This is a genomic window from Snodgrassella sp. M0351 (genome assembly GCF_016100575.1).
GTDB classification, from domain to species: Bacteria; Pseudomonadota; Gammaproteobacteria; order Burkholderiales; family Neisseriaceae; genus Snodgrassella; species Snodgrassella alvi.
The window spans coordinates 72265-97389 of sequence record NZ_JACFSG010000002.1; the positions used below are offsets into that span (position 1 = coordinate 72265).

21 protein-coding genes are annotated in these 25125 nt (G+C 41.2%); 13 read left to right on the forward strand and 8 right to left on the reverse strand.

All coding sequences use genetic code 11. The annotated features are described in order from the left end of the window. Positions 1–11: 11 nt before the first annotated feature. Both apbC and H3V01_RS08030 read right to left on the reverse strand, forming a co-directional pair. Entirely contained in the window at positions 12–1091 is a 1080-nt protein-coding gene (gene apbC, locus H3V01_RS08025) for an iron-sulfur cluster carrier protein ApbC (protein WP_198186500.1), read from the reverse strand. Positions 1092–1178: 87 nt separating this feature from the next. Further along, a complete protein-coding gene (locus H3V01_RS08030) occupies positions 1179–1703 on the reverse strand; it encodes a hypothetical protein (RefSeq protein ID WP_198186501.1) in 525 nt (174 codons plus the stop codon). Positions 1704–2373: 670 nt separating this feature from the next. Here H3V01_RS08030 and H3V01_RS08035 point away from each other — a divergent pair. The 4 genes from H3V01_RS08035 (at position 2374) to bfr (H3V01_RS08050) (ending at position 6818) form a co-directional block, all read left to right on the forward strand. Continuing rightward, on the forward strand, positions 2374–3774 hold the full coding sequence (locus tag H3V01_RS08035) for an OmpP1/FadL family transporter (protein ID WP_198186502.1): 1401 nt from the start codon (positions 2374–2376) through the stop codon (positions 3772–3774). A 187-nt stretch (positions 3775–3961) separates the two neighbouring features. Then, positions 3962–4855, forward strand: coding sequence for an SDR family oxidoreductase (locus H3V01_RS08040; protein ID WP_084551662.1), 894 nt, complete (start codon positions 3962–3964; stop codon positions 4853–4855). A gap of 1014 nt (positions 4856–5869) precedes the next feature. Next, positions 5870–6334, forward strand: coding sequence for a bacterioferritin (gene bfr / locus H3V01_RS08045; RefSeq protein WP_084554575.1), 465 nt, complete (start codon positions 5870–5872; stop codon positions 6332–6334). Between the two features lie 10 nt (positions 6335–6344). Next, positions 6345–6818 (forward strand): bacterioferritin, encoded by a 474-nt coding sequence (gene bfr, locus H3V01_RS08050; RefSeq protein ID WP_025331757.1) that lies wholly within the window; start codon positions 6345–6347, stop codon positions 6816–6818. A 70-nt stretch (positions 6819–6888) separates the two neighbouring features. Here bfr (H3V01_RS08050) and cysG read toward each other — a convergent pair whose 3' ends face one another. Continuing rightward, positions 6889–8301 carry a siroheme synthase CysG gene (gene cysG, locus H3V01_RS08055; protein WP_198186628.1) on the reverse strand — a complete coding sequence of 471 codons (1413 nt, stop codon included), beginning with the start codon at positions 8299–8301 and terminating at the stop codon, positions 6889–6891. Positions 8302–8554: 253 nt separating this feature from the next. Here cysG and H3V01_RS08060 point away from each other — a divergent pair, with 253 nt between their 5' ends. The 5 genes from H3V01_RS08060 (at position 8555) to H3V01_RS08080 (ending at position 13325) form a co-directional block, all read left to right on the forward strand. Continuing rightward, a complete protein-coding gene (locus tag H3V01_RS08060) occupies positions 8555–9283 on the forward strand; it encodes a phosphoadenylyl-sulfate reductase (RefSeq protein ID WP_198186629.1) in 729 nt (242 codons plus the stop codon). Positions 9284–9339: 56 nt separating this feature from the next. Beyond that, entirely contained in the window at positions 9340–10254 is a 915-nt protein-coding gene (gene cysD / locus H3V01_RS08065; protein WP_078475255.1) for a sulfate adenylyltransferase subunit CysD, read from the forward strand. Beyond that, entirely contained in the window at positions 10254–10856 is a 603-nt protein-coding gene (locus tag H3V01_RS08070; RefSeq protein ID WP_198186503.1) for an RBBP9/YdeN family alpha/beta hydrolase, read from the forward strand. Before cysD ends, H3V01_RS08070 begins: the two co-directional genes overlap by 1 nt. Positions 10857–10863: 7 nt before the next feature. Further along, positions 10864–12159 (forward strand): sulfate adenylyltransferase subunit 1, encoded by a 1296-nt coding sequence (locus tag H3V01_RS08075; RefSeq protein WP_037393739.1) that lies wholly within the window; start codon positions 10864–10866, stop codon positions 12157–12159. A 503-nt stretch (positions 12160–12662) separates the two neighbouring features. Then, positions 12663–13325: an XRE family transcriptional regulator gene (locus H3V01_RS08080; protein WP_025331751.1), complete on the forward strand. Its 663-nt coding sequence runs from the start codon at positions 12663–12665 to the stop codon at positions 13323–13325. A 231-nt stretch (positions 13326–13556) separates the two neighbouring features. On the opposite strand, the gene tehB is transcribed toward H3V01_RS08080, so the two are convergent. Beyond that, positions 13557–14417, reverse strand: coding sequence for an SAM-dependent methyltransferase TehB (tehB, locus tag H3V01_RS08085; RefSeq protein ID WP_232332655.1), 861 nt, complete (start codon positions 14415–14417; stop codon positions 13557–13559). 241 nt (positions 14418–14658) lie between these two features. Then, positions 14659–15342, reverse strand: a complete 684-nt coding sequence (locus H3V01_RS08090; RefSeq protein ID WP_037393737.1) for a hypothetical protein — start codon at positions 15340–15342, stop codon at positions 14659–14661. A 410-nt stretch (positions 15343–15752) separates the two neighbouring features. On the opposite strand from H3V01_RS08090, the gene H3V01_RS08095 reads away from it, so the two are divergent. The 4 genes from H3V01_RS08095 to H3V01_RS08110 all read left to right on the forward strand — a co-directional run bounded on the left by H3V01_RS08095 (position 15753) and on the right by H3V01_RS08110 (position 21235). Continuing rightward, the gene (locus H3V01_RS08095; RefSeq protein ID WP_037393735.1) at positions 15753–16730 is read left to right on the forward strand and encodes an L-lactate dehydrogenase; all 978 of its coding nucleotides are present in this window, start codon (positions 15753–15755) and stop codon (positions 16728–16730) included. Positions 16731–16921: 191 nt separating this feature from the next. Continuing rightward, the gene (locus H3V01_RS08100) at positions 16922–18706 is read left to right on the forward strand and encodes an assimilatory sulfite reductase (NADPH) flavoprotein subunit (protein WP_198186504.1); all 1785 of its coding nucleotides are present in this window, start codon (positions 16922–16924) and stop codon (positions 18704–18706) included. A gap of 90 nt (positions 18707–18796) precedes the next feature. Beyond that, positions 18797–19924: an acyltransferase family protein gene (locus tag H3V01_RS08105; protein WP_198186505.1), complete on the forward strand. Its 1128-nt coding sequence runs from the start codon at positions 18797–18799 to the stop codon at positions 19922–19924. 168 nt (positions 19925–20092) lie between these two features. Then, complete coding sequence (locus tag H3V01_RS08110; protein ID WP_084554587.1) at positions 20093–21235, forward strand: acyltransferase family protein; 1143 nt, start codon at positions 20093–20095, stop codon at positions 21233–21235. Positions 21236–21408: 173 nt separating this feature from the next. On the opposite strand, the gene H3V01_RS08115 is transcribed toward H3V01_RS08110, so the two are convergent. The 3 genes from H3V01_RS08115 to H3V01_RS08125 all read right to left on the reverse strand — a co-directional run bounded on the left by H3V01_RS08115 (position 21409) and on the right by H3V01_RS08125 (position 24803). Continuing rightward, entirely contained in the window at positions 21409–22719 is a 1311-nt protein-coding gene (locus tag H3V01_RS08115) for an MFS transporter (RefSeq protein WP_084548612.1), read from the reverse strand. 697 nt (positions 22720–23416) lie between these two features. Further along, complete coding sequence (locus H3V01_RS08120; protein WP_198186506.1) at positions 23417–23974, reverse strand: hypothetical protein; 558 nt, start codon at positions 23972–23974, stop codon at positions 23417–23419. A 244-nt stretch (positions 23975–24218) separates the two neighbouring features. Beyond that, on the reverse strand, positions 24219–24803 hold the full coding sequence (locus tag H3V01_RS08125; RefSeq protein WP_198186507.1) for a hypothetical protein: 585 nt from the start codon (positions 24801–24803) through the stop codon (positions 24219–24221). Positions 24804–25125 lie beyond the last annotated feature (322 nt).

The window sequence follows — 25125 nt, forward strand, 5'->3', positions numbered from 1 at the left end:
GCTGTGCAGGTTTATTCGACCACAATTTTGGGGAAACGCCGGCTATAGTCTTTGCCCTGATCTGCCAGTGCCTGCACCAGTTGCCATGCAGCCTGTTCATACAAGCCGGCTATTTGCGGCTGCTGCTCTGCCAGTATGCCGGCGGTACCGTTATCCATGGCCTCACGTACAGCCAGTGTTAACGGTAGCTGACCCAGCAGGGGAACACCGAGTTTATCAGCAAGCTGTTTACCGCCATTCTGTCCGAAAATAGATTCGGTATGGCCGCAGTTAGAGCAGATATGCACCGACATATTTTCAAGTACGCCAAAAATGGGAATATTGACTTTCTGGAACATATTGACTGCTTTGCGCGCATCAATCAGTGCAATATCCTGCGGTGTCGTCACTACAACCGCACCGGTAACCGGAATTTTCTGTGCCAGTGTCAGCTGGATATCGCCTGTGCCGGGGGGTAAGTCGATAATCAGATAATCGACATCATCCCACTGGCTCTGAAACAGAAGCTGCTGTAAAGCCTGACTAACCATCGGGCCGCGCCAGATAACTGCCTGATCAGTATCAACCAGAAAACCAACGGACATCACTTGAATTTCACCGGCAGCCATGACCGGAATCAGTTTATCTTGATGCTGACGCGGTTCAAGGCCGGCGACACCGAGCATGGTAGGCTGGCTGGGGCCGTAAATATCAGCATCAAGGACGCCGACACGGGCACCCATGCGGCTCAGGGCAATTGCCAGATTAGCACTGGTAGTCGATTTGCCCACACCGCCTTTACCTGAGGCAATCGCAATAATATTTTTGACGCCGGCAATGGTTTGCACACCGGGCTGCACTTTATGTTTGCCTATCGCCAGTTGTACCTGAACAAATAATGGTGTGTCACCGAATTCAGTGGTAATGGCCTGATCAATACGCTGTTGCAGTTCGTCAATCAGATGGGCAACTGGATAGGGAAAAGTAAGATCCAGATGAATGCCGTCACTGGCGACGGTAACATTACTCAGGGCTTTTTCACTGCCCAGTGTACGGTTACTGTCCGGAATGGATATTTTGTTAAGTAAGGCGGTAATGGATTGTGTGTTCATGCAAATTAAGTCCGCAACTGTATTTCCGGCGCATATTTTACCCTATTTGGTCTGCAGCCAGTATTTGCTTAAGACGGTAGTGAATAATCAGGTTGGTGGCTGGATGTTTTCAGATTCAGCAGAGCTGCCGGTGTCAGCTTTGCTGTGCTGCTGCCGGCTGCGGATCCAGAGTAAACGCAGACACAGGGGGGCAGGATAAAGTAACAGTATGGAAACGATGAGGTAATGCAGATTATGCCAGTCTATAACCAGCTGTCCGTGTGCAAGTGACCATAATGCCCATGACCATTGCCACCATGCAGGTAAACTAAATGCAAGTACAATCAGCAGCGCAGCTGTTCTGAGCAATGTCAGCGGCCATATCTGCTGTTGCTGTACTGCGCGGTTTAACTGTAGCAGGGTACGGAAAGCCAGACTGAGAATGAATACCATACCGCCGTTGGCGATTACCTGTAACCAGCTAAAGGCAATATCCGGAGATACCGGCAAGCTGTTGCGCGGTACTGGCGTCTGTTCCATTGAAATACTGGCAACAATATTCAGTATGAAACTGTAAATCAGATCCAGCCATAACAGTAATAGTGGCCAGGTACGTTTCAAACGTTGAAACATTGTTATGCTGCCGTGGAAATCAATAATACGACAGTGTAACCACTGGCACTGGTCACTGTAAATGGCTGGTAGCCGGATATTTTTGCTAATAAATGCTGAAACTGCTATATAAAAAATAATTAATAATTGCAAAATCGGGCAAATGTTGACGGCAGAATAATGAAACGCTGGTGTGAGGCACAGCGGAATGGATGGTATTCATTTTCAGGTAATCATTAGTTATCTGTTTATCTGTGGTTTGCTTACCAGCCAGAAATAATGGCCAGTCATGTATAAGCAAACTGAACATGATATCGGGCAAATATGTTTCAAATTCATTCTGAATAATACAATTTTGTTGTTATTTAATTTATTATGCGTTTAGTTCTTTTGTTTGTCTGTCCGGTTTTAATCAGTGCATATCTCTGATATCGGTAATATTATATCTTTGAAAAATAATAATTTTTATTTGCATTTTTTATGCAATTTGAATGAAAATTAATTGTATCCAATTATAAAAAATTTAATCTATTTGAATAATTGTAAAGATTATCTATCAGCATTATTTATCTTTTTAAGTTAGAATAAACACTCAAATTTTGCTAATTTGAAATTTTACTGAATATTTTTATTTATTTTCTGACCTTTAATTAAGGTCTTTTTTTATTTTATGCGTTTGAGAAAAAACACAATGACAAGACATTTGCCAGTTGTGATGAAAATAAGTGCGGTGTTAATCAGTACTGCGGTAGTTGTTTCTCCTGTATATGCTTCAGGATATCATTTGGGATTACAGTCGGTAACAGCTGTTGGAACCGGTAATGCAGCTGCTGCTGAAGTGGCTGATGCGGCAACAATTGTCAATAATCCTGCCGGATTGACGTATCTGGATGGCACCCAGCTTGATACTAATCTGTTTGTGATTAAACCTGATATTAAATATCGTAATGCCCGTGGGACATTTTCAGACGGTGCGGCTGTACAAGGGCCTGAGCATGGCAATATTGCCAATACCGCGCAACTGGTGCCGCAGCTGTATTTTTCCCATCGCTTGAACGACAGATGGGGTATGGGACTTGGGGTATATATTCCGTATGCGGCCAGAACCAATGACAGTTCTGATTCAGTATTGCGCTATAACGTAAATAAAACCAATGTAAAGGCATTGAATATTAATCCGGCTGTTGCCTATAAAATTAATGACAGACATTCACTGGGTGTGGGGCTGATTGCGCAATACCTGCATGCAGAAGTACAGAAATATGCGGATTTTACGCCGGTAGGCAGTGCACAGTCGGGAATACCGCAATCTGTATTACATCAGAAAGCGCCGGGCGCATTTGATGCACGCGCAACAGTCAAGGGTAATGACTGGGGCTATGGTTTTAATGCCGGCTGGTTATGGGACATTAATGATGATGTCCGGGTTGGTGTCAGCTATCGTTCAAAGATTAATCAGCATTTGTACGGTACTGCGCGCTGGAAACCTATGGGCAAATTTGCAGAAAACTATGCTCCGCTGTTTGAGCAGTTTGGCTTTAAGGCTCTGGAAGGTGCACAGGTACAGATTACTACGCCGGAAGTAGTATCTGTACACGGTATGTGGAAGGTCAATCCGCAGTGGAATGTTTTCAGTAATGTGAGCTGGACGCGTTCTTCACGTCTGCATGCTCTGGATATTAAATTTGAGAATGATAAGGCAATTGATCCGGTACATGGTGCTACTTCGAATACCACTCATATTGCCACAAACTGGCGTGATACTTATGCGGTTGGCGTGGGTGCTTCCTATCAGCAGAATCCGCATTTGCAGTGGCGTTTCGGCGTGAATTATGACCAGTCGCCAGTACGCAGTGCTTCTTCGCGTCTGTCTACTATTCCTGATGGTAACCGCTGGCTGTTTGGTGCCGGATTTAAGTATGATGTGGATAAAAAGAATACGGTAGCGGTATCGTATGCTTATCTGCATATTCAGCATACACATATGAATCAGCAGGATGAAGGAACACATGTATCAAGCAATGTGCGCGGTGAAGCCGATTATCGTTCGAATGCGCATATTGCCGGTGTTTCGTATACTTACCGATTCTGAAATCTGTCCGGATGGCTGCTTGATGTCATTGTTTGATTATTGTTTTTTTAAGCCATTGAGATTAATAAACTTTAACTAGAATATTGACATAAATTACAGATACTTTTCTTTGTTGTGTACTAATCTGTCGTATGATGGTTCAGCTGTTCCATTTTGGATAAAGCATTGTTAAACAAGGAGATGTATTATGAAGCATCAAGAAGGTTTACAAGATCCAAGAACCAAGTACTACCATCAGGATTTTTCTAAACAGCATCAGCCTGCACCGGGCTTGCAGAGCAGAATGGATCCGGTGCCGGATTGCGGTGAAAGAAGCTATGAAGGTCATGGTCGTTTGCACGGCCGTAAAATTCTGGTAACTGGTGCCGATTCAGGTATTGGTCGTGCTGCTGCTATCGCTTATGCACGCGAAGGTGCCGATCTGGCCATTAATTATTTGCCAGCTGAAGAAGAGGATGCCAAACAGGTTGCTGCTCTGGCACAGGAAGCCGGCCGTAAGGTGGTGTGCATACCCGGTGATTTGAGTGACGAGCATTTTTGCAAACAGCTGGTTGAAAAAGCTCATACTGAGCTGGGCGGCCTTGATGGTTTGACTTTAGTGGCTGGTAAACAGACTGCGGTAGAGCGTTTCTGTGATATCAGCACTGAACAGTTGAAAAAGACTTTTGAAGTGAATATTTTTTCCCTGTTCTGGGTGATTCAGGCTGCTATGCCGCACTTGCCAGCCGGTGCCACTATTGTGACGACTAGCTCTGTACAGGCATATCAGCCTAGCCCGAATCTGGTCGACTATGCCACTACTAAAGCCGGAATTGTGGCTTTTACTCAGGCGTTGGCTAAACAGGTTGCAGCCAAAGGTATCCGGGTTAATTCTGTGGCTCCGGGTCCAATCTGGACTGCACTGGAAATTACCGGTGGTCAGCCTCCTGAAGCTATTCCGAAATTCGGTCAGAGTGAATCAGTACTTGGTCGTGCCGGACAGCCTGCCGAACTTGCATCTACCTATGTTTTCTTAATGTCTGAAGAATCCAGCTATGTGACAGCACAGGTATACGGAGTAACTGGTGGTATTGTGCTGTAAGCCAGTACTTTAAACCGTAATCTGTATTAATCCGTACTGAAATTTTTTTCCGCTCTGATTGTTTATCAGCCGGAGAACTTAAATTCCGGTACGGATTTTTTGTTACTTACAAACGGATTTTCTGCTTTCTTCTGGCCAGCCAGTATTTATTTGACAGGCTGTAGTCATCATTCTCAAAAGCCATCCGGTATGATTCTTGTGTTTTGGTCAGAGGTATTACCCTGTATCTGTAAATAACTACTAATTGACTGTATTTGCATTGTATTAAATAATTGTTTCAATATTGAAGTTCCGGACATTTCCTCTCTTTCAGGCAAATTATTTTATTCTCATAATTTTTGATACTAAGCAGTATTTATTTTATTGGTATATTCTGCTCCGATAATAAATGCGAATAATTATGTTTTACGCGGATAACTAACTGATAAAATTATAGGTATGTTGCTGTAAAAATAAAAATAAATAGTGAAAATAAGTTAAATTATATAAATATTTTATAAATTAAATGGCTGTTTTAGGTTCTTTTTAACAGCTTAATAGATGGTGATAACCATTATTGTTATAAGATAATGTTTTTATTTAATATTTTGTTAAATAAAGAATATTTTATCAAATTATTATGAAAATTAGTCTTATTTAGATTAAAAATAGTTATTTAATTTAATGTTATGATAACCCTAAATGGTTGTATTGATGATTAGGCAGAATTTATTGCTTTGTTAATACAGCTGTTTAGAGGGGAGTCGGGTTGCGGGCTAGTAATAGTCTGCAACCCAAGACAAAAAAGATATTATTTTAGAATATTTTTCCCCGTATAAATGACTGCGCGATGTCAGTGCATCGCCTAATCTGCTGATGATACCGGCAACGATAAATTAATAAACAAAATTCTATGAATGGTGTTCAGGCTATGACGGCAAATGAGTCAGGGCGGTTTGTTGACGACTGTTTAGTGATTGAGCATGCCTGTCTGGACGGATTAGCAGAAGAGTTTTGAGCAAAAAGGAAACAGACATGGAAGGCAAAAAAGTTGTAATAGATTGTTTAAACCGGTTACTGGCAGGAGAGCTGGCCGCGCGTGACCAGTATTTTGCGCATTCACGCATGTATGAAGATATGGGCTATATGAAGCTTTTTCAGCGTATAGACCATGAGATGCAGGAAGAAACCGATCATGCTCACCAGTTTATTCACCGTATTCTGATGCTCAATGGCAAACCGGAAATGGTACCGGATGCAATTAATGTCGGTACTGATGTGATTAGTATGCTTGAAAATGATCTGGCAACAGAGCTTTGTGTACGCCAGAATCTGAAAGATGCAATTAAGCTGTGTGAGCAGGAACAGGACTATGTCACCCGGCAGTTTCTGGTGACACAGCTGAAAGATACTGAAGAAGACCATGCCCACTGGTTGGAGCAACAGTTACGCCAGATTGAAATAATGGGTTTGCCGAATTATCTGCAAAGCCAGCTGTAAGGAGAAAGATATGCAGGGTGATCGTCTGGCCTTACAGGCATTGAATAAAAATCTGGGTCTGCTGCTGGTATCTATCAATCAGTATTTTTTACATGCACGGATATTACGTAACTGGGGTTTTGCCGAACTGGGTGAGGCATTATACAAACATTCGATTCGCGATATGAAAAGTGCGGATGCACTGATTGAACGCATTCTGCTGCTAGAAGGACTGCCTAATTTACAGGAATACGGCAAAATTCTGGTTGGCGAAAATATCATCGAAATTCTGCAATGTGACCAGCAGGCAGAACAGGCAAAACATGTGGCACTGGCTGATGCTATTGCAGTATGTGAAAGCCAGCTGGATTTTGTGTCCCGTGATTTGCTTGAACAGCAAAAAGCGGTAAATGAAGAGTATCTGGACTGGCTGGGAACACAGCTAGACCTGATTGAAGAAGTTGGTCTGGCTAATTATGCCCAGACCGCAGCGCAGGCAGACTGATACTTGCCTGAATGAAAAAACAACACGTTTGCGAACGTGTTGTTTTTTCAGCCGGAGAAATGATTAACTTCTAAGCAGCAGCTTCACTGACAACAGATTGGTTATCCGTCTGGTTAAACCATGCCAGTTGCTCCCGTAACTGTACTACTTCACCGATAACCATCAGAGCCGGTGTATCAGCCTGTTGAGCCAGATCGGCCAGCTGATGCAGCCTGCCGGTTAAGACACTCTGGCTGGACAGCGTACCATGAGAGATAATCGCAACCGGTGTATCGGCGGCACGTCCGTGGTTAATGAGTTGTCTGCTGATTTCAGCCGCTTTCAGCGTACCCATGTAAATGACCAGTGTCTGCCCGTTACGGGCGAGTGTCTGCCAGCCATAAGGCTGGTCGGCCAGGTGCTGATGACCGGTAATAAATAATACACTCTGGGCATAATCACGATGGGTTAGCGGAATACCGGCATAGGCAGTTGCCCCCAGACCGGCACTGATACCCGGAATAACCCGAAACGGAATCTTAGCAGCCTGCAATATGGCACATTCTTCTCCGCCACGACCAAATATAAACGGATCACCGCCTTTCAGACGCACAACACGTTTTCCCTGCTGCGCCCACTGTACCAGTAATTCATTGGTTTGCTGTTGCTGTACCTGATGGTGTCCGCAACGTTTGCCTACACTGATTTTTAATGCATCACGCCTAACCAAATCCAGTACTTCTGCTGAAACCAGTGCATCATATAACACCACATCTGCTGCCTGTATCGCCTGTAAAGCATGCAGGGTCAGCAGACCGGCATCGCCCGGGCCGGCTCCGACCAGAGTAACTTCGCCCTGTGGCAAAGGCTGATGCTGCGTCAGTTGTTGTTGCAGCAATGTTTCTGCTGCTGATTCATCACCACGGGCAATATACTGGTTAAAACAGCTGTGTTCAAACAGATATTCCCAGAAACGCCTGCGTTCGCTCATGTTGTGCAGCGTGGCTTTGACTCGTTTGCGCCAGCGTCCGGCTATCGCCGCTGCCCGTCCGATAGAAAAGGGCAGTAATAATTCGATTTGCTGACGAATCAGCCGAGCCAGCACAGGTGCATGACCGCCGCTGCTTACCGCTACCTGTATCGGATTGCGGTCAATCAGTGCCGGGACAATAAATGAGCAGCAATCAGGTTGGTCTACGCAGTTGCAGAAAGTGGCTGCTGCTTCGGCTGCCTGAAAAATACGCTGGTTAAGCGCATGATCGCTGGTTGCGGCAATCACCAGAAAAATACCGTTTAATAAATCAGGGCTGAATTCGGTACTGATATGTTCAGCCTGTTGCCGGTCAAACCATTCTTTAAATCTGGCTGTAGTCTGCTGTGCGACGACCAGCAGATGCGCACCAGCTTCTAATAAAGCACCGGCTTTGCGTTCGGCTACGTGGCCGCCACCCACCAGTAATACCTTACGCTGGTGTAGTTGGGTAAAAATCGGGTAGTGATTCATGCTGACTTGTCGTTGTTGTTTATACGCTATCTTATAAGCGCCGATGCCCAGATGAAAAAGAAGCATTTTTTCTAACCAAAGCGTTGGCAGTTATATCTGTAACAGCAGCATCAGTGACCGGAAGTTTGGTTATAAAGAAAGAAATTTTTATTCTTTCCTCCATGCCGGCTGCACTTGTTACTATTTGTGCTATTCAGACAGTAATCCGGTTAAACAATTACTGTCATTAATAATTTGTGCATTCAGGATAGTGATAACCATGTTGCGTCCCCGTTTGTGGACTCCTCCGCATGATGCGGCTGCCACCGGCCGCCTGCCGGCTCTGACGGCCGAGCTGACAACACGCTTGCAGCAGATTGCACAGCAGCATCACCATGTTAAATTTGCTTCCAGTCTGGCGGTTGAAGACATGGTCATTACTGATGTGATTGCCCGCGAACAGCTGCCTATTGAAGTATTTACGCTTAATACTGGTGCATTGAACAGTGAAACACTGAGCTTGCTCGGGGCTGTGCGTCAGCACTGGGGTATTCGTATTGCGGAATACCGGCCGGATGAACACGCTGTAAATGCATATATCGCCACTCACGGCAAACTGGCTTTTTATGACAGTGTTGCACTGAGGCGTGAGTGCTGTCATATCCGCAAAATCGAACCGCTTGGTCGTGCTCTGAGTCAGGCCGATGCCTGGATAACCGGACAAAGGCGTGAGCAGTCGGCAACACGTACGGCTCTGGCTCTGGCAGAGCAGGATCAGGTGCACGGCATGGCTAAATATAATCCTCTGGCCGAATGGCTGGAAACTGAAATATGGGCATATGCCCGGCAGCAGCAGTTACCGGTTAATGCCCTTTATCAGCAGGGTTATCCCAGTATCGGCTGTGAGCCCTGTACCCGCCCTGTAAAAGCAGGCGAAGACATTCGTGCCGGACGCTGGTGGTGGGAAAGTCAGGACAGTAAAGAATGTGGTTTACATAAATAAGCTGAAATCAACTCAGGGTTGCAGACAGAATGGTCTGTGCCCGTAACGGGGATATCATGAGTATTCAAGACAAACATCTGGACTGGCTGGAAGCTGAATCTATTTATATTATCCGCGAAGTAGTGGCCGAAGCACGCAATCCGGCATTACTGTTTTCCGGTGGCAAGGATTCAGTGGTGCTACTGTCTCTGGCTGTAAAGGCTTTTCAGATTCCGGGACACAGCCTGCAACTGCCATTGACACTGGTGCATATAGATACCGGACACAACTACCCCGAGGTTATTGCTTTTCGTGATGAAGTCGTACGCCGCCTTGGTGCACGTCTGGTTGTCGGCAGCGTAGAAGAGTCGATTCGCCGCGGCAGTGTTACTCTGCGCCGGGCTACAGATTCACGGAATGCCGCACAGGCTGTCACTCTGCTGGAAACAATTGAAGCCAATGGCTTTGATGCATTAATGGGCGGTGCCAGACGGGATGAGGAAAAAGCCCGGGCTAAAGAACGGATTTTTTCTTTTCGGGATGAATTTGGTCAGTGGGATCCGAAAAACCAGCGTCCCGAATTATGGGATTTGTACAATACACGTCTGCATCCGGGTGAAAATATGCGGGTTTTTCCGATTTCCAACTGGACAGAACTGGATATCTGGCAATATATCGCGCGTGAACAGCTTGCTTTGCCGGAGATTTACTATGCACATCAGCGAGAAGTCGTTGAGCGCAACGATATGCTGGTACCGGTAACAGAGCTGACACCAAAGAAAGAAGGTGAAGTCAGTATTGTGCGCAGTGTGCGTTTCCGGACTGTCGGCGATATTTCCTGCACCTGTCCGGTAGCCAGCACAGCCAGTACAGCAGCAGAAATTATTGCTGAAACCGCACAAACCACGATTTCCGAACGTAATGCTACCCGTATGGATGATCAGGTATCGGAAGCAGCGATGGAAGAGCGCAAGAAAGCAGGTTATTTCTGATGACAGAAAAACAAACGCTATTACCGGCCAGAATATTTATTGTGCATGGTTTTCAGAGCAGTCCGCAGGATAACTGGTTCGACTGGCTGGCTGCACAGATCCGGACAACCGGTGCAGAAGTAACCGTACCGCTTATGCCTCAGCCGGATTATCCGCAGGCAGCGCAATGGCAGCAGGCACTGGATAAGCTTATCGGGCAGCCGGATGAACAGACTTTTCTGATTGGTCATAGTCTTGGCGTTATTACATTGCTGCAATTTCTCAGCCGGCATAAACCTGCACGGCTGGGCGGTCTGATTCTGGTTGCCGGATTTGCCGCACACCTGCCCAGGCTACAAATACTGGATGGTTATATCGATGCCAGTCAGCCGGATTTTGCAGTATTGCAGCAAATCAGTATGCCGGTTCACAGCATTATTTCAACTAATGACCCATATGTTCCCGAAGCAGCCAGTAACGATATTGCCCATGCCTTGCATAGCAGTATTCAGTATATCCCTGATGGCGGCCATCTGATGGCAGAAGACGGCTTCAGAAAACTGGAACCTGCCCGGGACAGCCTGCAACAGATGCTGGCACAGGCGGCAACCTTAAAAAAGTGAGACACTGATGAGTACTGATTCTGTATTGCGTTTTATTACTGCCGGCAGCGTAGATGATGGTAAATCCACGCTGATAGGACGACTGCTGTTTGACAGTCAGTCCTTACTGGCTGATCAGGTTGCTTCGCTGTATCACGGCAAGCACAAGCGTACCGCCGACGGCATTCCTGATTTTGCTCAGCTAACTGATGGACTTGCCGCTGAGCGTGAGCAGGGTATTACTATAGATGTAGCCTATCGTTATTTTGCCACACCGGCGCGTAAATTTATTATTGCTGACACGCCGGGGCATGAGCAGTACACACGCAATATGGTTACAGGTGCATCTACTGCTGATGCAGCCATTATTCTCATAGATGCCACCCGGCTGGATTACACTGAACATACACCAGCCTTACTGCCGCAAACCCGCCGCCATAGCGCAATTCTGAAACTGCTGGGTACGCCGCATATTATTGTGGCAGTAAACAAACTGGATTTACTGGATTACAGTGAAGAAAAATTTAATGCCATTAAGCGTGCTTATGCTGAACTGGCTATTGCTCTGGATTTGCACAATATCAGCTACGTACCCATATCAGCTTTGAATGGTGACAATATAGTGACTGCCAGTGCGCATATGCCATGGTATCAAGGGCAGCCTCTGTTGCCTTTGCTGGAAAGCCTGCCCGCTGCCAACCGCAGCAGTCAGTTACTGTCTGCTCCTGTATTATTCCCTGTTCAGCGGGTTGCCCGGCTGGATGGCAGCAGCGCAGATGATTTTCGCGGTTATCAGGGGCGTCTGGAACAAGGTACCCTGAAAGCGGGCGATCGTATACGCATTGAACCGGCAGGGCAGACCAGTGCCATAGCGGCCATTTATACGCCTGATGGTCAGGTGGAGCAGGCACAGTCAGGTGCTGTGCTGACTGTGGTACTGGCAGATGATGTTGATGTATCCCGGGGCGACAGTCTGGTGGCAGCAGACAGTGCATTACAGCCAGTGAAAACCATCAGTGCTTCCGTGTGCTGGTTCGACAGCAAACCCTTAAACTCAGCCCGCCGCTACTGGCTCAAGCATACTACTCAGACGGTATACGCCAAAATCAGACAGGTTGATTATCTGCTTGATGTACAAAGCCTGAACCATCGCGAAGACAGCGACAGCCTGCAGCTGAACGATATTGGCCGTGTGCAGCTTAGTATTCAGAAACCTGTGGTAGCAACTACTTATGAGGATAATCCCGCTGCCGGAGCCTTTATTCTGATTGATGAAGCTACCAACCATACTGTTGCCGCCGGTATGATTGTTTCTGTTGCTTAAAACCGCACTCAATAATAGTTAATCTATTGAAAATAAGCAGACAGAATTAATGTTCTGTCTGGCACCAGCCTGATATTCAGGCTGGTATTGTTTTGTCATATATTAACTTGCAGATAATATTTATTAAATTTATTCGTCGTTTCAGATTATTTATCCGGCAGAATTCAGATATATTTAATATCTAACAGGTAAATATCTGATGCTTTGGATGCAAAAATACAATGTCAGAATAAGATTTATATCAAACTTTTGTGTAAAAAATATGTAAAAATGACGTTAAACTGAAAGTTTAAAAAGTCAAATTGTTAATGTAATATGATATTAATTAAAGTTTATGATGAATTATCATATTAATATTATTGGATAATTTATATAGGGTAAATAATATTAACTTTTTTTGGATAAATTTCCATATTTTATATATTAAAAATGATTATTCGTATAAACAAAACATAACACGATTTACGTTAACATCATTCTGTATTTGAGTCAGGAGATAACTGATGTTAAGCGATCGGATTAAACAGGCGCGCAAGCATGTGGCTCTGTCACAGCAACAGGTGGCTGATAGAATGGGGGTTTCTAAAACTGCCGTATTTAAATGGGAGAATGGTCATTACGAACCGAAAAATCTGGATATACTGGCCAATATACTGGGTGTCAGTTTATCCTGGTTACGTGAAGGCCGTGGTAGTCCTTTTCCGGCTACAACCACAACATTGGCTGCGGAAGTAAATATTATTGCAGAAAATCAGGATCAAACACTCGTTCCATTTTATTCTTCAATAGAACAGGCCGGCAGTGTGCAGTCAAAACAACTGCATATTCAGCACGGTAAAAGAATCAGTTTAAGAACTGAGCTTCTGGAGCGTAAAAAAATCAATCCGCAAATGGTGGTGTGCTTTTCGGTAAATGATAATAGTATGGAACCTATTATTCCTTACGGGACTATTTTTGCAGTAGATTTAAACCGCACCAATATTATTGATGGTAATTTATATCTGATTAAACAAAATCACCAGTATCGCATCAGGAAACTATATTCAATGCCCTACGAAGAAATACGTTTGCATGCCTTTAATACAAAGGAATATAGTGATGTCTGTATACCAGCTAATCACATTATTATCATTGGCCGGATATTTTATTACGCTGTAGAGTTGTAATTGGTGTCATTATCATGTTATTTTTTAATTAAGCCGGATACTTTTACTTTTAATTCAGTAAATTGTTTACTAATGCTCTGCTGGTTCCAGGGAAACAGATCTGACTGTTTTCAAATAAGTATTACTTAGTCTGAAACTGGCATTATCGCTTTTTAATCTTATATAGTTATTATTGAATTTTCTATTTAACCATTGCATGTTTTCAATTGTACTCAACTACATCCTGAGATATTACTTTTTTTGTGCCAGTAAAGTGGCAAATCGCAGTTTTATTCGATTACCATCACTATCGGTTTTATGCAGTTCACCAACATCTTCATTGTATTTCAGAATATTCCAGTCCTGATAATAATTACGCAATTCATTCTCTTTAAAAGTAAACGAAAACCCGACTGTACAAGGGAAATCGTCAGTGGACATCGCACTGACAATTAAATTATATCCCCCCGGTTTTGTTATCATTTGCATATTGCGAATGATATCGGGAATTCTGTCTGCCTGTAGAAACATCATTACCACTGTTGAAATAATTAAATCGTAATTACCTGTTAAATCAGCCTGATTTATATCATAAACAGATGCATTAATATGGTCTAAATGTTCATTAGCAATAATGCTTTGTAAATTATTAATACTCACCTCTGATTTATCAACGGAATCAACATCAAAACCCAGTAGCTGTAAATAGAGTGAGTTACGACCGGAACCACAACCTAAATCCAAAACTTTCCCTGCCGGAATGAACTGACTAACTGCCAGTACTTCAGAGTGCGTTTTGGTCATTTGATATTTTTTCTGAGTGTAGTCTTCCGGCAGACAATAAAAAGCCAGCTGGCATTGCAGATCATCCGATACCCGAGCTATCCGGTACCATTGCTGAGGTAAAATCAACGGTGGTTGCTGCTGAGTATTGAAAACATGTTCAGAAATGATGTCTCCCTGTTCAGTTAATATATCAAAATTCACATGACCTTTAATAATATTTAATTTTGCCCAGGTACCTGTTTGCGTATTATGCTGTTCACAAAACTGTTTCGGTAAGGTTTGTGCATTCCAAACTGGCAACGTTTTATAGCAAATTAAATTTTTCATCACATCACTATTAATAAAATAACTTATTGATACCATAGTATATGGCTTTTTTGATTAGTTAAGGTTTTCAAATATAAAATCTGATCCTGAACAATAAATTATTGATAATACCTTCTGTCCAATAATATATTTTAAAAAACAGAATAAAATTATTTAATTAAATGAAAAGTATAAATTTTTTTGCTAAAAATAACTCTGACAATAAGATTACTTTATTTTATAAGTAAAAGTATAAAAATATTTATTCCATTGAAAAAATACCTTCATTAATATGATACTCACGATACTTGGGAGTAAACCTTCTTTTCCATGATATCTTTGCTAATTCGATTCCTGTTTCGTCAATTAGATAGTCATATCCGATAGTTTGATATTTATGATCTGCATCTAACTTTTCATAAATGTCTCTCCGATGTTGACGTAAAGCCGGATTAATATGCTTAAGATGATAAATATTCAGGTCAGTATTGATAATTTCATAATCAGAATTAAGAGGATGCTTTGGCATATGAAGGGCTGCATCAGAGTAAATATTTTCTTCTAAAAGAGGAAAAACAACTACTCTTTCTTTATTATTCCAAATTCCATCACAGCGATATTCATTAGAAGTATACATTTCTCTATAGTTAAATTTAAAAATCCTTTTGACATTTTCTTTTTCTGCTTGCCTGATGAGTTTCTTTAAAATTTTTCCTGCTCTTTTTTCTAATCGTTCATCCGGATCTAAAACAACAGCCCATTTAGTTCCTTGCTCATATGCCTGTTGATATAAACGCTGTCTATATTCTCCTTCAGCATGCATTAATCCTCCCTCAATATCCTTAATGATAAGGTAATCATCACATAAATTTTTAAGATTTTTTCGATAATCTTCTAAATAATCTTCATCGAATCTATAGTATGTCAGTGCAGTTATTTTTCCCATGAATTTTCCATATACTATATTTTAAATATAAAAAACAGTTATTTATTAAGATAATTAATTTGTTTAATTTTGAATGTTTTAAAATTGTACTGTTAATTTGCTATATATTGAAATATTAAATTAAAACACTATATTCCGTAAATATAATGCTAGCTTAAAATCAAAGTATAAAATCGAATTTGCAAGCTAAAAAATTTATTTAATATTAAACATAAATATACGAAAAAATAAAAATATAAATATAAATAATAAAAAAATATACATAAAATTATATTTATAGGTCTGATATACCAAAATTTGTAATGAATAATGAATATAAATAAATAAAAAAAATGGCATATGGTAATCTGTTACAATTTATGCATAAATTCACATAGTTTTGTATTTATCCATAGAAACGAGGTTGATTTATGTTACAGCCTACTAATGCCAAAAATCACCAGAAAATTGTTCTGGTCGGTGCCGGTGCAGTTGGTTCCACTTTTGCCTATGCTGCTACCCTGCAAGGTATCGGTCAGGAACTGGTTATCGTCGATGTTGCCCGGGATAAGGCGCATGGTGATGCTAAAGATATTGCTGATGCATTACTGTTTACTTATCCGAAAAACATTTACGCCGGTGATTACAGTGATGCTGCTGATGCCGATATCGTAGTCATTACTGCCGGTGCTGCTCAAAAACCCGGTGAATCACGTCTGGATTTGGTTAATCGTAATCTGCATATCATTAAAAGCATTGTCACTCATATAGTAGAGTCCGGCTTTAACGGTATCTTTCTGGTGGCTTCGAATCCAGTTGACATTCTGACTTATGCTACATGGAAAATTTCCGGTTTTCCGGCAGAACGGGTAATTGGTTCCGGTACATCTTTGGATTCCGCCCGTTTGTGTAAATATGTAGGGTATTTACTGAATGTCGATCCGCGCACAGTAAGCGGATATATTCTGGGTGAACACGGAGACACCGAGTTTCCGGCCTGGTCTCACCTGAGTGTAGGCGGGCTGACCATGGAAGAATGGATTAAAGGTGACCCGCGCTTTACCGAAGCAGATCTGGATATTATTGCTGATCGTGTGGTCAATGCCGCTTACGATATTATTCGCCTTAAAGGAGCCACTTACTATGGTGTCGGTGCTGCTTTGGCACGTATCTGCCGCGCATTATTGGATGATGAAAATACCATTTTACCGGTTTCTGCTTATTTGAACGGTCAGTATGGTGTTAATGATATGTATATTGGTACACCGGCAGTGTTAGACCGGCACGGCATACGTCAGGTAATTGAAATTCCGCTGAATGAAAAAGAGCAGGGTTTAATGCGTGCTTCAGCCAGCCATCTGGATGAAGTAATGCGTAAATCTTTTCCGGAAATCGGTATTAAACGCTAATCCGGACAGTCTGGAGGCAAGCCAGACCATCCGATTCAAGGCAATCCGAAGGGTTGCCTTTTTTATATTCTTACTGCTTCTATCTAAATAAGCGTCATTTCTTTCTCAAAAAACTTTGTGCTTGCTAGTATGGCTGACTATCTATTGCAGTCTGAAAATTACATTAATCATAACCTTATCGAGCACAAGCCATGAGCATACCCATTTCCCCTGAATTGCTGCAATCGCTTGCCAGCCTTTCACCAACACAACTGGCCTGGCTGTCCGGCTATGCATGGGCAAACAGTCAGCAGCAAAATACGGTTTCTCCGGCAGCGTTGCCGGTATCTGGTGTTGCAGAACCGGTTGCAGCACGCAAGGTACTGGTTTTATCTGCTTCACAAACCGGTAACGCACGTCGTGTGGCAGAAAGTCTGCAACTGAAACTTGAAGCTGCCGGTATTAATGCAGCTTTAATCGCCAGCGGCGACTATAAAATCAAGCAGCTCTCCAGTGAAGATATTCTTTTGCTGGTAACTTCAACACAGGGCGAAGGCGAACCTCCGGAAGAAGCTTTACCACTATATAAATATCTATTTGGTAAAAAAGCACCGGCTCTTAATCAGCTTCACTTTGCGGTACTGGGACTGGGAGACAGTAGTTATCCGCAATTTTGTCAGTGTGCTAAGGATTTTGATAATCAACTGGCTCATCTGGGTGCGCAGCGCCTTGCTGAACGGACTGACTGTGATGTCGACTATCAGAGTAGTGCCGCAGCATGGCAGGATAAAATTATTACTCTTATCAGTGAGCTGAATAACACTAATAGCGCCAGCATAAGTAATGAGGTTCAGCAAAGTGTAGTCGCTGCACAAACTGCGGTATTTACCAAAGCAGCACCATTCAGCGCCACCTTAAGTTTGCGCCAGCGGATCACCACACCTGAAGCCAACAAAGATGTCGAACACATCGAAATTGATTTAACCGGTTCCGGTATCCGTTATCAGCCTGGGGATGCACTGGGTGTGTTTTATCAGAATGCAGCCACATTGGTAGAAGAAATTTTGCAACATACTCAGGTAAACAGGGATGTACTGGTTCGACTGGCTGATGGACGTGAAATAAGTATTGGAGAAGCTTTACAGAATGAGCTGGATATCACTCAGAATACACCTGCTCTGGTGCAAAACTATGCCCGGCAGATACAAAATGCCGAACTGGATGAAATCGTGGCTGACAGTACAGCCTTGAAACAGTTTATTGCCACCACTCCGCCAGTTAGTGTGCTGGCAGCCTATCCGCATTTAATTGATGCACAGGCATTACATGATTTATTTCGTCCGCTTACACCGCGCCTGTATTCAATTGCTTCAAGTCAGGATGAAGTTGGCGAGGAAGTTCATCTGACCGTGGGTGTGGTGCGTTTTATTCAGCGTCAACAGCAATATACAGGGGGTGCGTCCGGTTTTCTCGGTGAACGTTTGCCGGAAGGTGAGGCAGTACGCGTATTTATTGAAGAAAATCACCGTTTCCGCTTACCTGAAGATGGTAACACACCCATTATCATGATTGGTGCCGGTACAGGTATTGCACCGTTTCGCGCATTCATGCAACAGCGTGATGTCAATGGTGACGCAGGTGAAAACTGGCTGTTTTTCGGTAATCAGAAATTTACTGATGATTTTCTTTATCAGGCCGAGTGGCTGCAATACCGCAAAAGCGGTTTACTGACACGTTACGATTTTGCCTGGAGCCGTCAGGAAAACGAAAAGGTTTATGTACAGCATAAATTGCGGGAGCGTGCACATGATATCTGGGAATGGTTACAGCGCGGAGCGCATATTTATGTTTGCGGCGATGCCGGCAAAATGGCTCGTGACGTTGAGCAGGCACTGCTGGATATTGTTACTGAGCAGGGTAAACTCAGCTCTGAAGATGCTGATGAATATCTGAGTGAGCTGCGTCAGCAGCAACGCTATCAGCGTGACGTATACTAACAGCAGGCCTGATTCTTAAAACCGGATTCACAGAAACCGTAAAAAAACATTAATATCAGGTTGTGTTTACTACTGATTGTTAATATTTTTATGCTTTTTTCATACCAAATGTTTGGCTGGATGCTGGGATTATTAATACTGTGCTGGGCAGTATTTCGAACCAGGCTGTTTGCATTTATGGATAATCCCGGTAGCCGGCGGATAGAGCGACTGGATGGTCTGCGCTTTATATTAGCTTTCAGTGTAGCTATGCATCATTATGTTTACAGCTATTATTATTTGCACGGCCAGCCATGGACACCGGCCGTATTTGTCCATAATCTGCTCAATCTGCGTCTTGGTGCATTCGCTGTTACTTTGTTTTTCATGCTTTCAGGTTATCTGTTTGCGCATTCTGGCCCCGTTTCGTGGATACAGTTTTATCAGAAGCGTCTGCTGCGCATTGCACCGGTATTTTGTTTGTCTTCTGCATGCTGTATATTACTTGCACTGTATTTACAACGGCATACACTGGTTACACGTGATATGCTGCTTAATCTGTATTACTGGTTTGATGCCGGTATTACAGGCATTAAACCAGGATTATTCGGTATGCAGGACGCCCGATTGATTAATGCAGGTGTATATTGGACGCTATACTGGGAATGGGCATTTTATTTTTCCCTGCCACTGATATGTATTCTGCGCCCGAAAACCGGTTTACTGCCTCTGGCAATAATCGTAATATTTATTGCCGTTTATCTGATTGCCCCATTTAATCAGCAAAAAGCTTACTTTATTGCCTGTTTTGCCATAGGCGCACTGGCCAGAATATTGTCAGAAACTGTACAGATATCTAAAAAATTCTGTGATATCGGTATCGTGCTGTTACTGGTACTGATTTTTTGTATTACTAATGGTAACTATGACATTAATTTTTTACCACTGTTTGCAATGCTGTTTGGTCTGATTGCGCTCGGTGGCGATATATTCGGGCTGTTACGGCTAAAAGCTTTTATACGGCTCGGTGATGCCAGCTACAGTATTTATTTATTACATGGTATTGGCTGGTTCTGTATGAATAAAATTATTCAAATAAATGAAATTCATCTGGAGAAAACAGGCTATACCTTGCTTGCTACCGTGGTATTTATTACCTTAATGCTGATATGTACATTAAGCTATCTTTTTATTGAGCAACCCTTTATGAAATTAAGTCAGCAAAAGCGATATACCTAAAATAAAGTAGTATTTTATTTTGAATTTATTTAGTCAAAAAGCATTTATTATTCATATATATAAAGAACATTAGAAATAAAAAGTTTAATTTTGAACAAATTTTATATGTTAAAATTGATTTATTATAAAAAATATTTAAAAAACAAATCTTAATTTGAAGAATTATAAATGCTAATTCAATATAAATTCATTTTATGGATGTTTGGGCTGATATTGCTTATAGGACTATTATTTGGTTCAAGACTTTTTAGTTTTATGGATGAGAACAGTCAAGTTAACAGAGTAAAGCATTTAGACGGATTAAGATTCTTTTTAGCATTTATAGTTGCACTATTTCACTATCTTCTTTGTTATTTCTATTTTCATGGACAGGCGTGGTCAGATGAAATAAATCGTCCTAACTATCCAATTGTTATGAATATGGGTGGTCTTGGGGTGGCCATATTTTTTATGATTTCCGGTTTTCTGTTTGCCTGTACACAGCCTACTTCATGGATAATGTTTTATCAGAAGCGTTTTTTTCGCATTGCACCTGTTTTTTATCTTTCATCTATATTCTGCATTATTTTTGCTTTTTTTATCCAGAAAGATAATATTAATACTGATCAATTGTTCAATACTTTTTATTATTGGTTTGATGCAGGTATTACCGGTAATAAACCGCCTTTATTTGGTTTGGAAAATTCTAATTTGATCAATGCTGGAGTCACATGGACATTATTCTGGGAGTGGGGATTTTATTTTTCGTTACCCGTTATTTGTATATTACGCAATAAAATAGGTTTATTAAAATTAAGTTTAACAATATTAGTTATCTGTACATATTTTATTTCTCAATATAATCAAAATTATGCAGTATATATTGCATATTTTGCTATTGGAGCTTTGGCAAGAAAATTACCTGAAAAAATTCAAATACCCAAATACATTTGTGATATTGGAATAATATTAACAGTCGTATTTATGCTTGCAGTTGCAGATAGAATTTACAATATTGTTTATTTGCCGGTAATGGCTTTGCTATTTATCTTCATCACTATGGGTGGTGATCTTTTTGGCTTATTAAAACTGAGAGGATTCGTACGTCTGGGAGATGCCAGCTATAGTATTTATCTACTTCATGGTTTAGCCTGGTATGGTATGAATAAATATATTGCCGTACAAAATCTTGTTTTGAATCGCACACAATACACATTAGTATCTATAGCAGTATTGTTGATTTTACTGACTATCTGTACCCTGACTTTTCAGTATATTGAAAAACCATTTATTGCTTTAGGCCGGCGTAAATTTTCATGGCTGAAAGAATAAACGTTCAAACAAATTTTTCTATAGTGCGACAAATGGTTGTATCACTTTCAGAAAACTAATGCTTAGTACAGATACAGATAATTCAGGATTTAATACCACCATAATTCTGCCCGGAACAATTCAGTGATCCGGGCAGTATGGTTTATGCGATACATTGCTTGCTTTGCAAATAGTTATTTATCCGGCTGATCCTGAGTATCAGTATTCTGCAAAGTTTCATGAATATGCTGTTCTGCACTTTGGGCATCATACGGAGTGTCAGTAGCATTATTGTTGCGCGGGTCAAGCTCGGCAGTCATCGGTCCAACATTACCGGATACCGGTACATAAACACTGCGTTCTGAAACAGGGACAGCCGGCTGCATATACGCATATACTGCCAGAATGGTTGCGATAATCGCATATACACTATAGAAGCCGAAATGATTGAACAGCTGCATAACTGAACCCAGAATCAGTGGTGCCACCAGTGAGCCCAAACCATAAACAAACAGCAGACAGCGATTTACTTCCACTGTATTCATATTGGCAGGTAAAACATCATTGGCGCGTGCCAGCCCCAGTGCATACATCGGAAAGCCGCTACAACCGATAGCCAGTGCAATCACGCACTGAGCCCAGATATTACCCGGCAACACCAATAACAACAGCATGCCACTGATTGCTGCTACTGCAGCCACACAGGCACAGCCGAAAATAGTACGCGGACGCCCGAATTTATTTGATAGCCAGGCAATAAATAATTGGATGGTAAACCCTCCAATCATTGCAGAACCCAGAAACAAAGATACTTTAGGCAGACTGTAGCCCAGTTTCAGCATAAATACCGAGCCCATGGTGAAAAAGCCATTAATAAAAATCCCTGCCATAAAACAGGCTATCCATGCCAGTGGTACAATGGAAAAGACATGCGGCAAGCTGATACGTTCACGTTTAGGAATTTCCGGTTGCTGCATACGGGTTAGCCCTACCGGTAACGTGGCGGCAATCACCAGAATAGCAGCCAGTGTAAAAATGTTATTACTGGTCATATTCAGACTTAGCAGCAGAACGCTGGTTGCTGACGACATGTAATATACTACTTCGTACAGAGCCAGAATCTTGGCGCGGTTCTGAGGAACGCTGCGGGCTGTAAACCAGCTTTCCACTACCATTAATAAACTGTAGTGACAAAAACCCAGTACTGCACGCAAAATCCCCCACATCCACAACTGTTCTACCATCAGATGGGCGAGAGCGGCAATAGCAAACAATGCACCAAATACGCTGAAGCTGCGGATATGTCCTACGCGTGAAATAATCCGGTGAGAAACAATAGCAGAAATCGTACCACCAATAAAAAAGGCAGCATTCAGCACACCGATGGTAATATTGCTGACTCCCATTTGGGTCAGCTTTACTCCAGCAGAATTCAGAAAAAGCCCGTAACCGGAAAACAGAAAGAAAATAGAACCATATAAAGACAAAAACTGGCGCGTGTGCATGCTGATACCGATAATTAAACAATAGCCAAGCCTGACATAAAACTACTGTTAATGTAAAGTCTGTTACTGAGCGGACAAATAATTAAATTATATCTACATTGATTATTCAGGCTATGCAAAATACTCCTTCTGAGTTGATGTAACCTGAGATTTAACAGTATTTAGTAGTGATTATCCGGCATAAAATTTTCTCTGGCGATGTAAAATAAACAACCAAAATTTTCACTTCATATGAATAAATTTTATTCGGATAAAGAGATTAAACACAATTAGCAGTACAAATTGCAGGTATAAAACTGTCTGTATATTTTAAATCTGTTAATAAAGTCAGATTCAGTTTAAAAATATACTGTATACGGATAAAAACCATATTCCATTTTCCAAATTAAGTTTTAAGTTAGAAATGTAATGCCAAATGTGCAAATAAAATTGAAAAGGATGGGTTTATGAATGAGAATAAATCAAAAATATAGCCATAATTCAAGCTGGAATGAGGGCATTGAAACTGATTAAAACTGATTATTTATCAGGCTTAGGATTGAGAATATTCAATCTGCCCCATCTGGTATTGTTTATCCCATCATTCCCTTTGGAATTAATTATTAAACGTGATAGTAACTAGCATTAATCCTAAAAGACCAGTTATCCGATCTTATTCATTATGGTTATTCATATTTAAATTATTTAATAATCAGTGCTAAGACACACCTCCAAGACGCGGAGAAATGATAAAGCGTAAAGATTGGTCGTCCAGATCACGCTCCTGTGTATAACGAACTTTATTGAACTCATATGAACATGATCTTATCATGCCAATGGATCCAGCTGGCCATGATGTTTTTCGTTTGGATTCACATACTTTATTCCGCTTGAAGTCACTAAGCACAAAATCAGGATCAAATGCTTCACTAATAAGCTGTATAGATTGCTGACATTTATTCATGCCGGCTGATTTATTATTGGCGAATTGGTCACAGGCAAGTTTAAGTTCTGTTACTAACTCAAAGTCGCTCTTTATTGTGAGATAAATATTAGGTGTAAGGAGATAAGTGATTTCATATCGAGATCGAGGCTCCTTGGGTTTTTTAATAGGTTTCAGATTATATCGATATTGTTTATTTAAAGTATTGAATTTTTCTATAAAGTCAGATGCTTTAACTTTATAGATGGGTGGGTAGTACACAGATAGTGCTAATGCTGAGTAAGAGATTAACTGACAGATAATGAAAATAATAGCTATAAAGATTTTTTGCATTTGGCTATCTCTGGTTTGAGAAAGTAAGCATTCAATAATTATCTAGGAGCTGCCGCTGCCGGATAATATAAAAAGCAAAGATAGGTTAATTGATATAGATATTATGCTATTTATCTGAAAAAATAAAATGATATAAATCAAATTCGAAGATTTTAACTGGTCATATTTATCAATCCAGTCGGAACAAAAATCTGGTAGTTATATAAATTATTTGCATACCAGTATGTCTTATATTGCTAAATGCTCATTTTGGGTTGATGTATCTTAAATATTCAGATCTATCAGAAGATTGTCTGTATGTAGAAATGGTAAAGCGTAAAGATTGGTCGTCCAGATCATGCTCCTGTGTATAACGAACTTTATTGAACTCATATGAACATGATCTTATCATGCCACTGGATCCAGCTGTCCATGACGTTTTTTTTTGGGATTCACATACTTTATTCCGTTCGAAGTCACTAAGCTCAAAATCAGGATCAAATGCTTTACTCATAAGTTGAATAGATTGCTGACATTTATTCATATCGGCTGATTTTTTATTCGAGGATTGGTCACAGTTAAGTTTAAGTTTTTCTACCAACTTAATCCCGCTGTTTCTATACATTGTGAGGTTGATATTAGGTGCAAGGTCATATTCAGGTAGAGACTCCTCGTTTTTTTTAATAGGTTTCAGATTATATCGATATTGTTTATTTAAGATATTGAATTTTTCTATAAAATCAGATGCTTTAACTTGATAGATGGGTGGGGAGGACACAGTTAGAGCTAATGCTGAGTAAGAGATTAACTGACAGACAACAAAAATAATGGCTATAAAGATTTTTTGCATTTGGCTATCTCTGGGTTTAAAAAGTAAGAATTCAATAGTTATCCGGCATTAGGCGTTACTGGAGAATATAAGAATGTAAATATCTGTTTTATTTTATAGATATTATGTTATTTCTATAAAAAATAGAATGATATAAATCAAAATTCAAGGATTTTGACTGGTGAGATTATCAATTCAGCGGGAATAAATATTAAACCATAACCTTGTACCTGTTTAGATAATTTCTGCGCTTATTTAGTGGTAACTATATCGGTAAGGCACTATTCAGATGTGCGGACATGCAGGCTGTAGCAGTAAAAATCCATACAGATATATTCAGTTC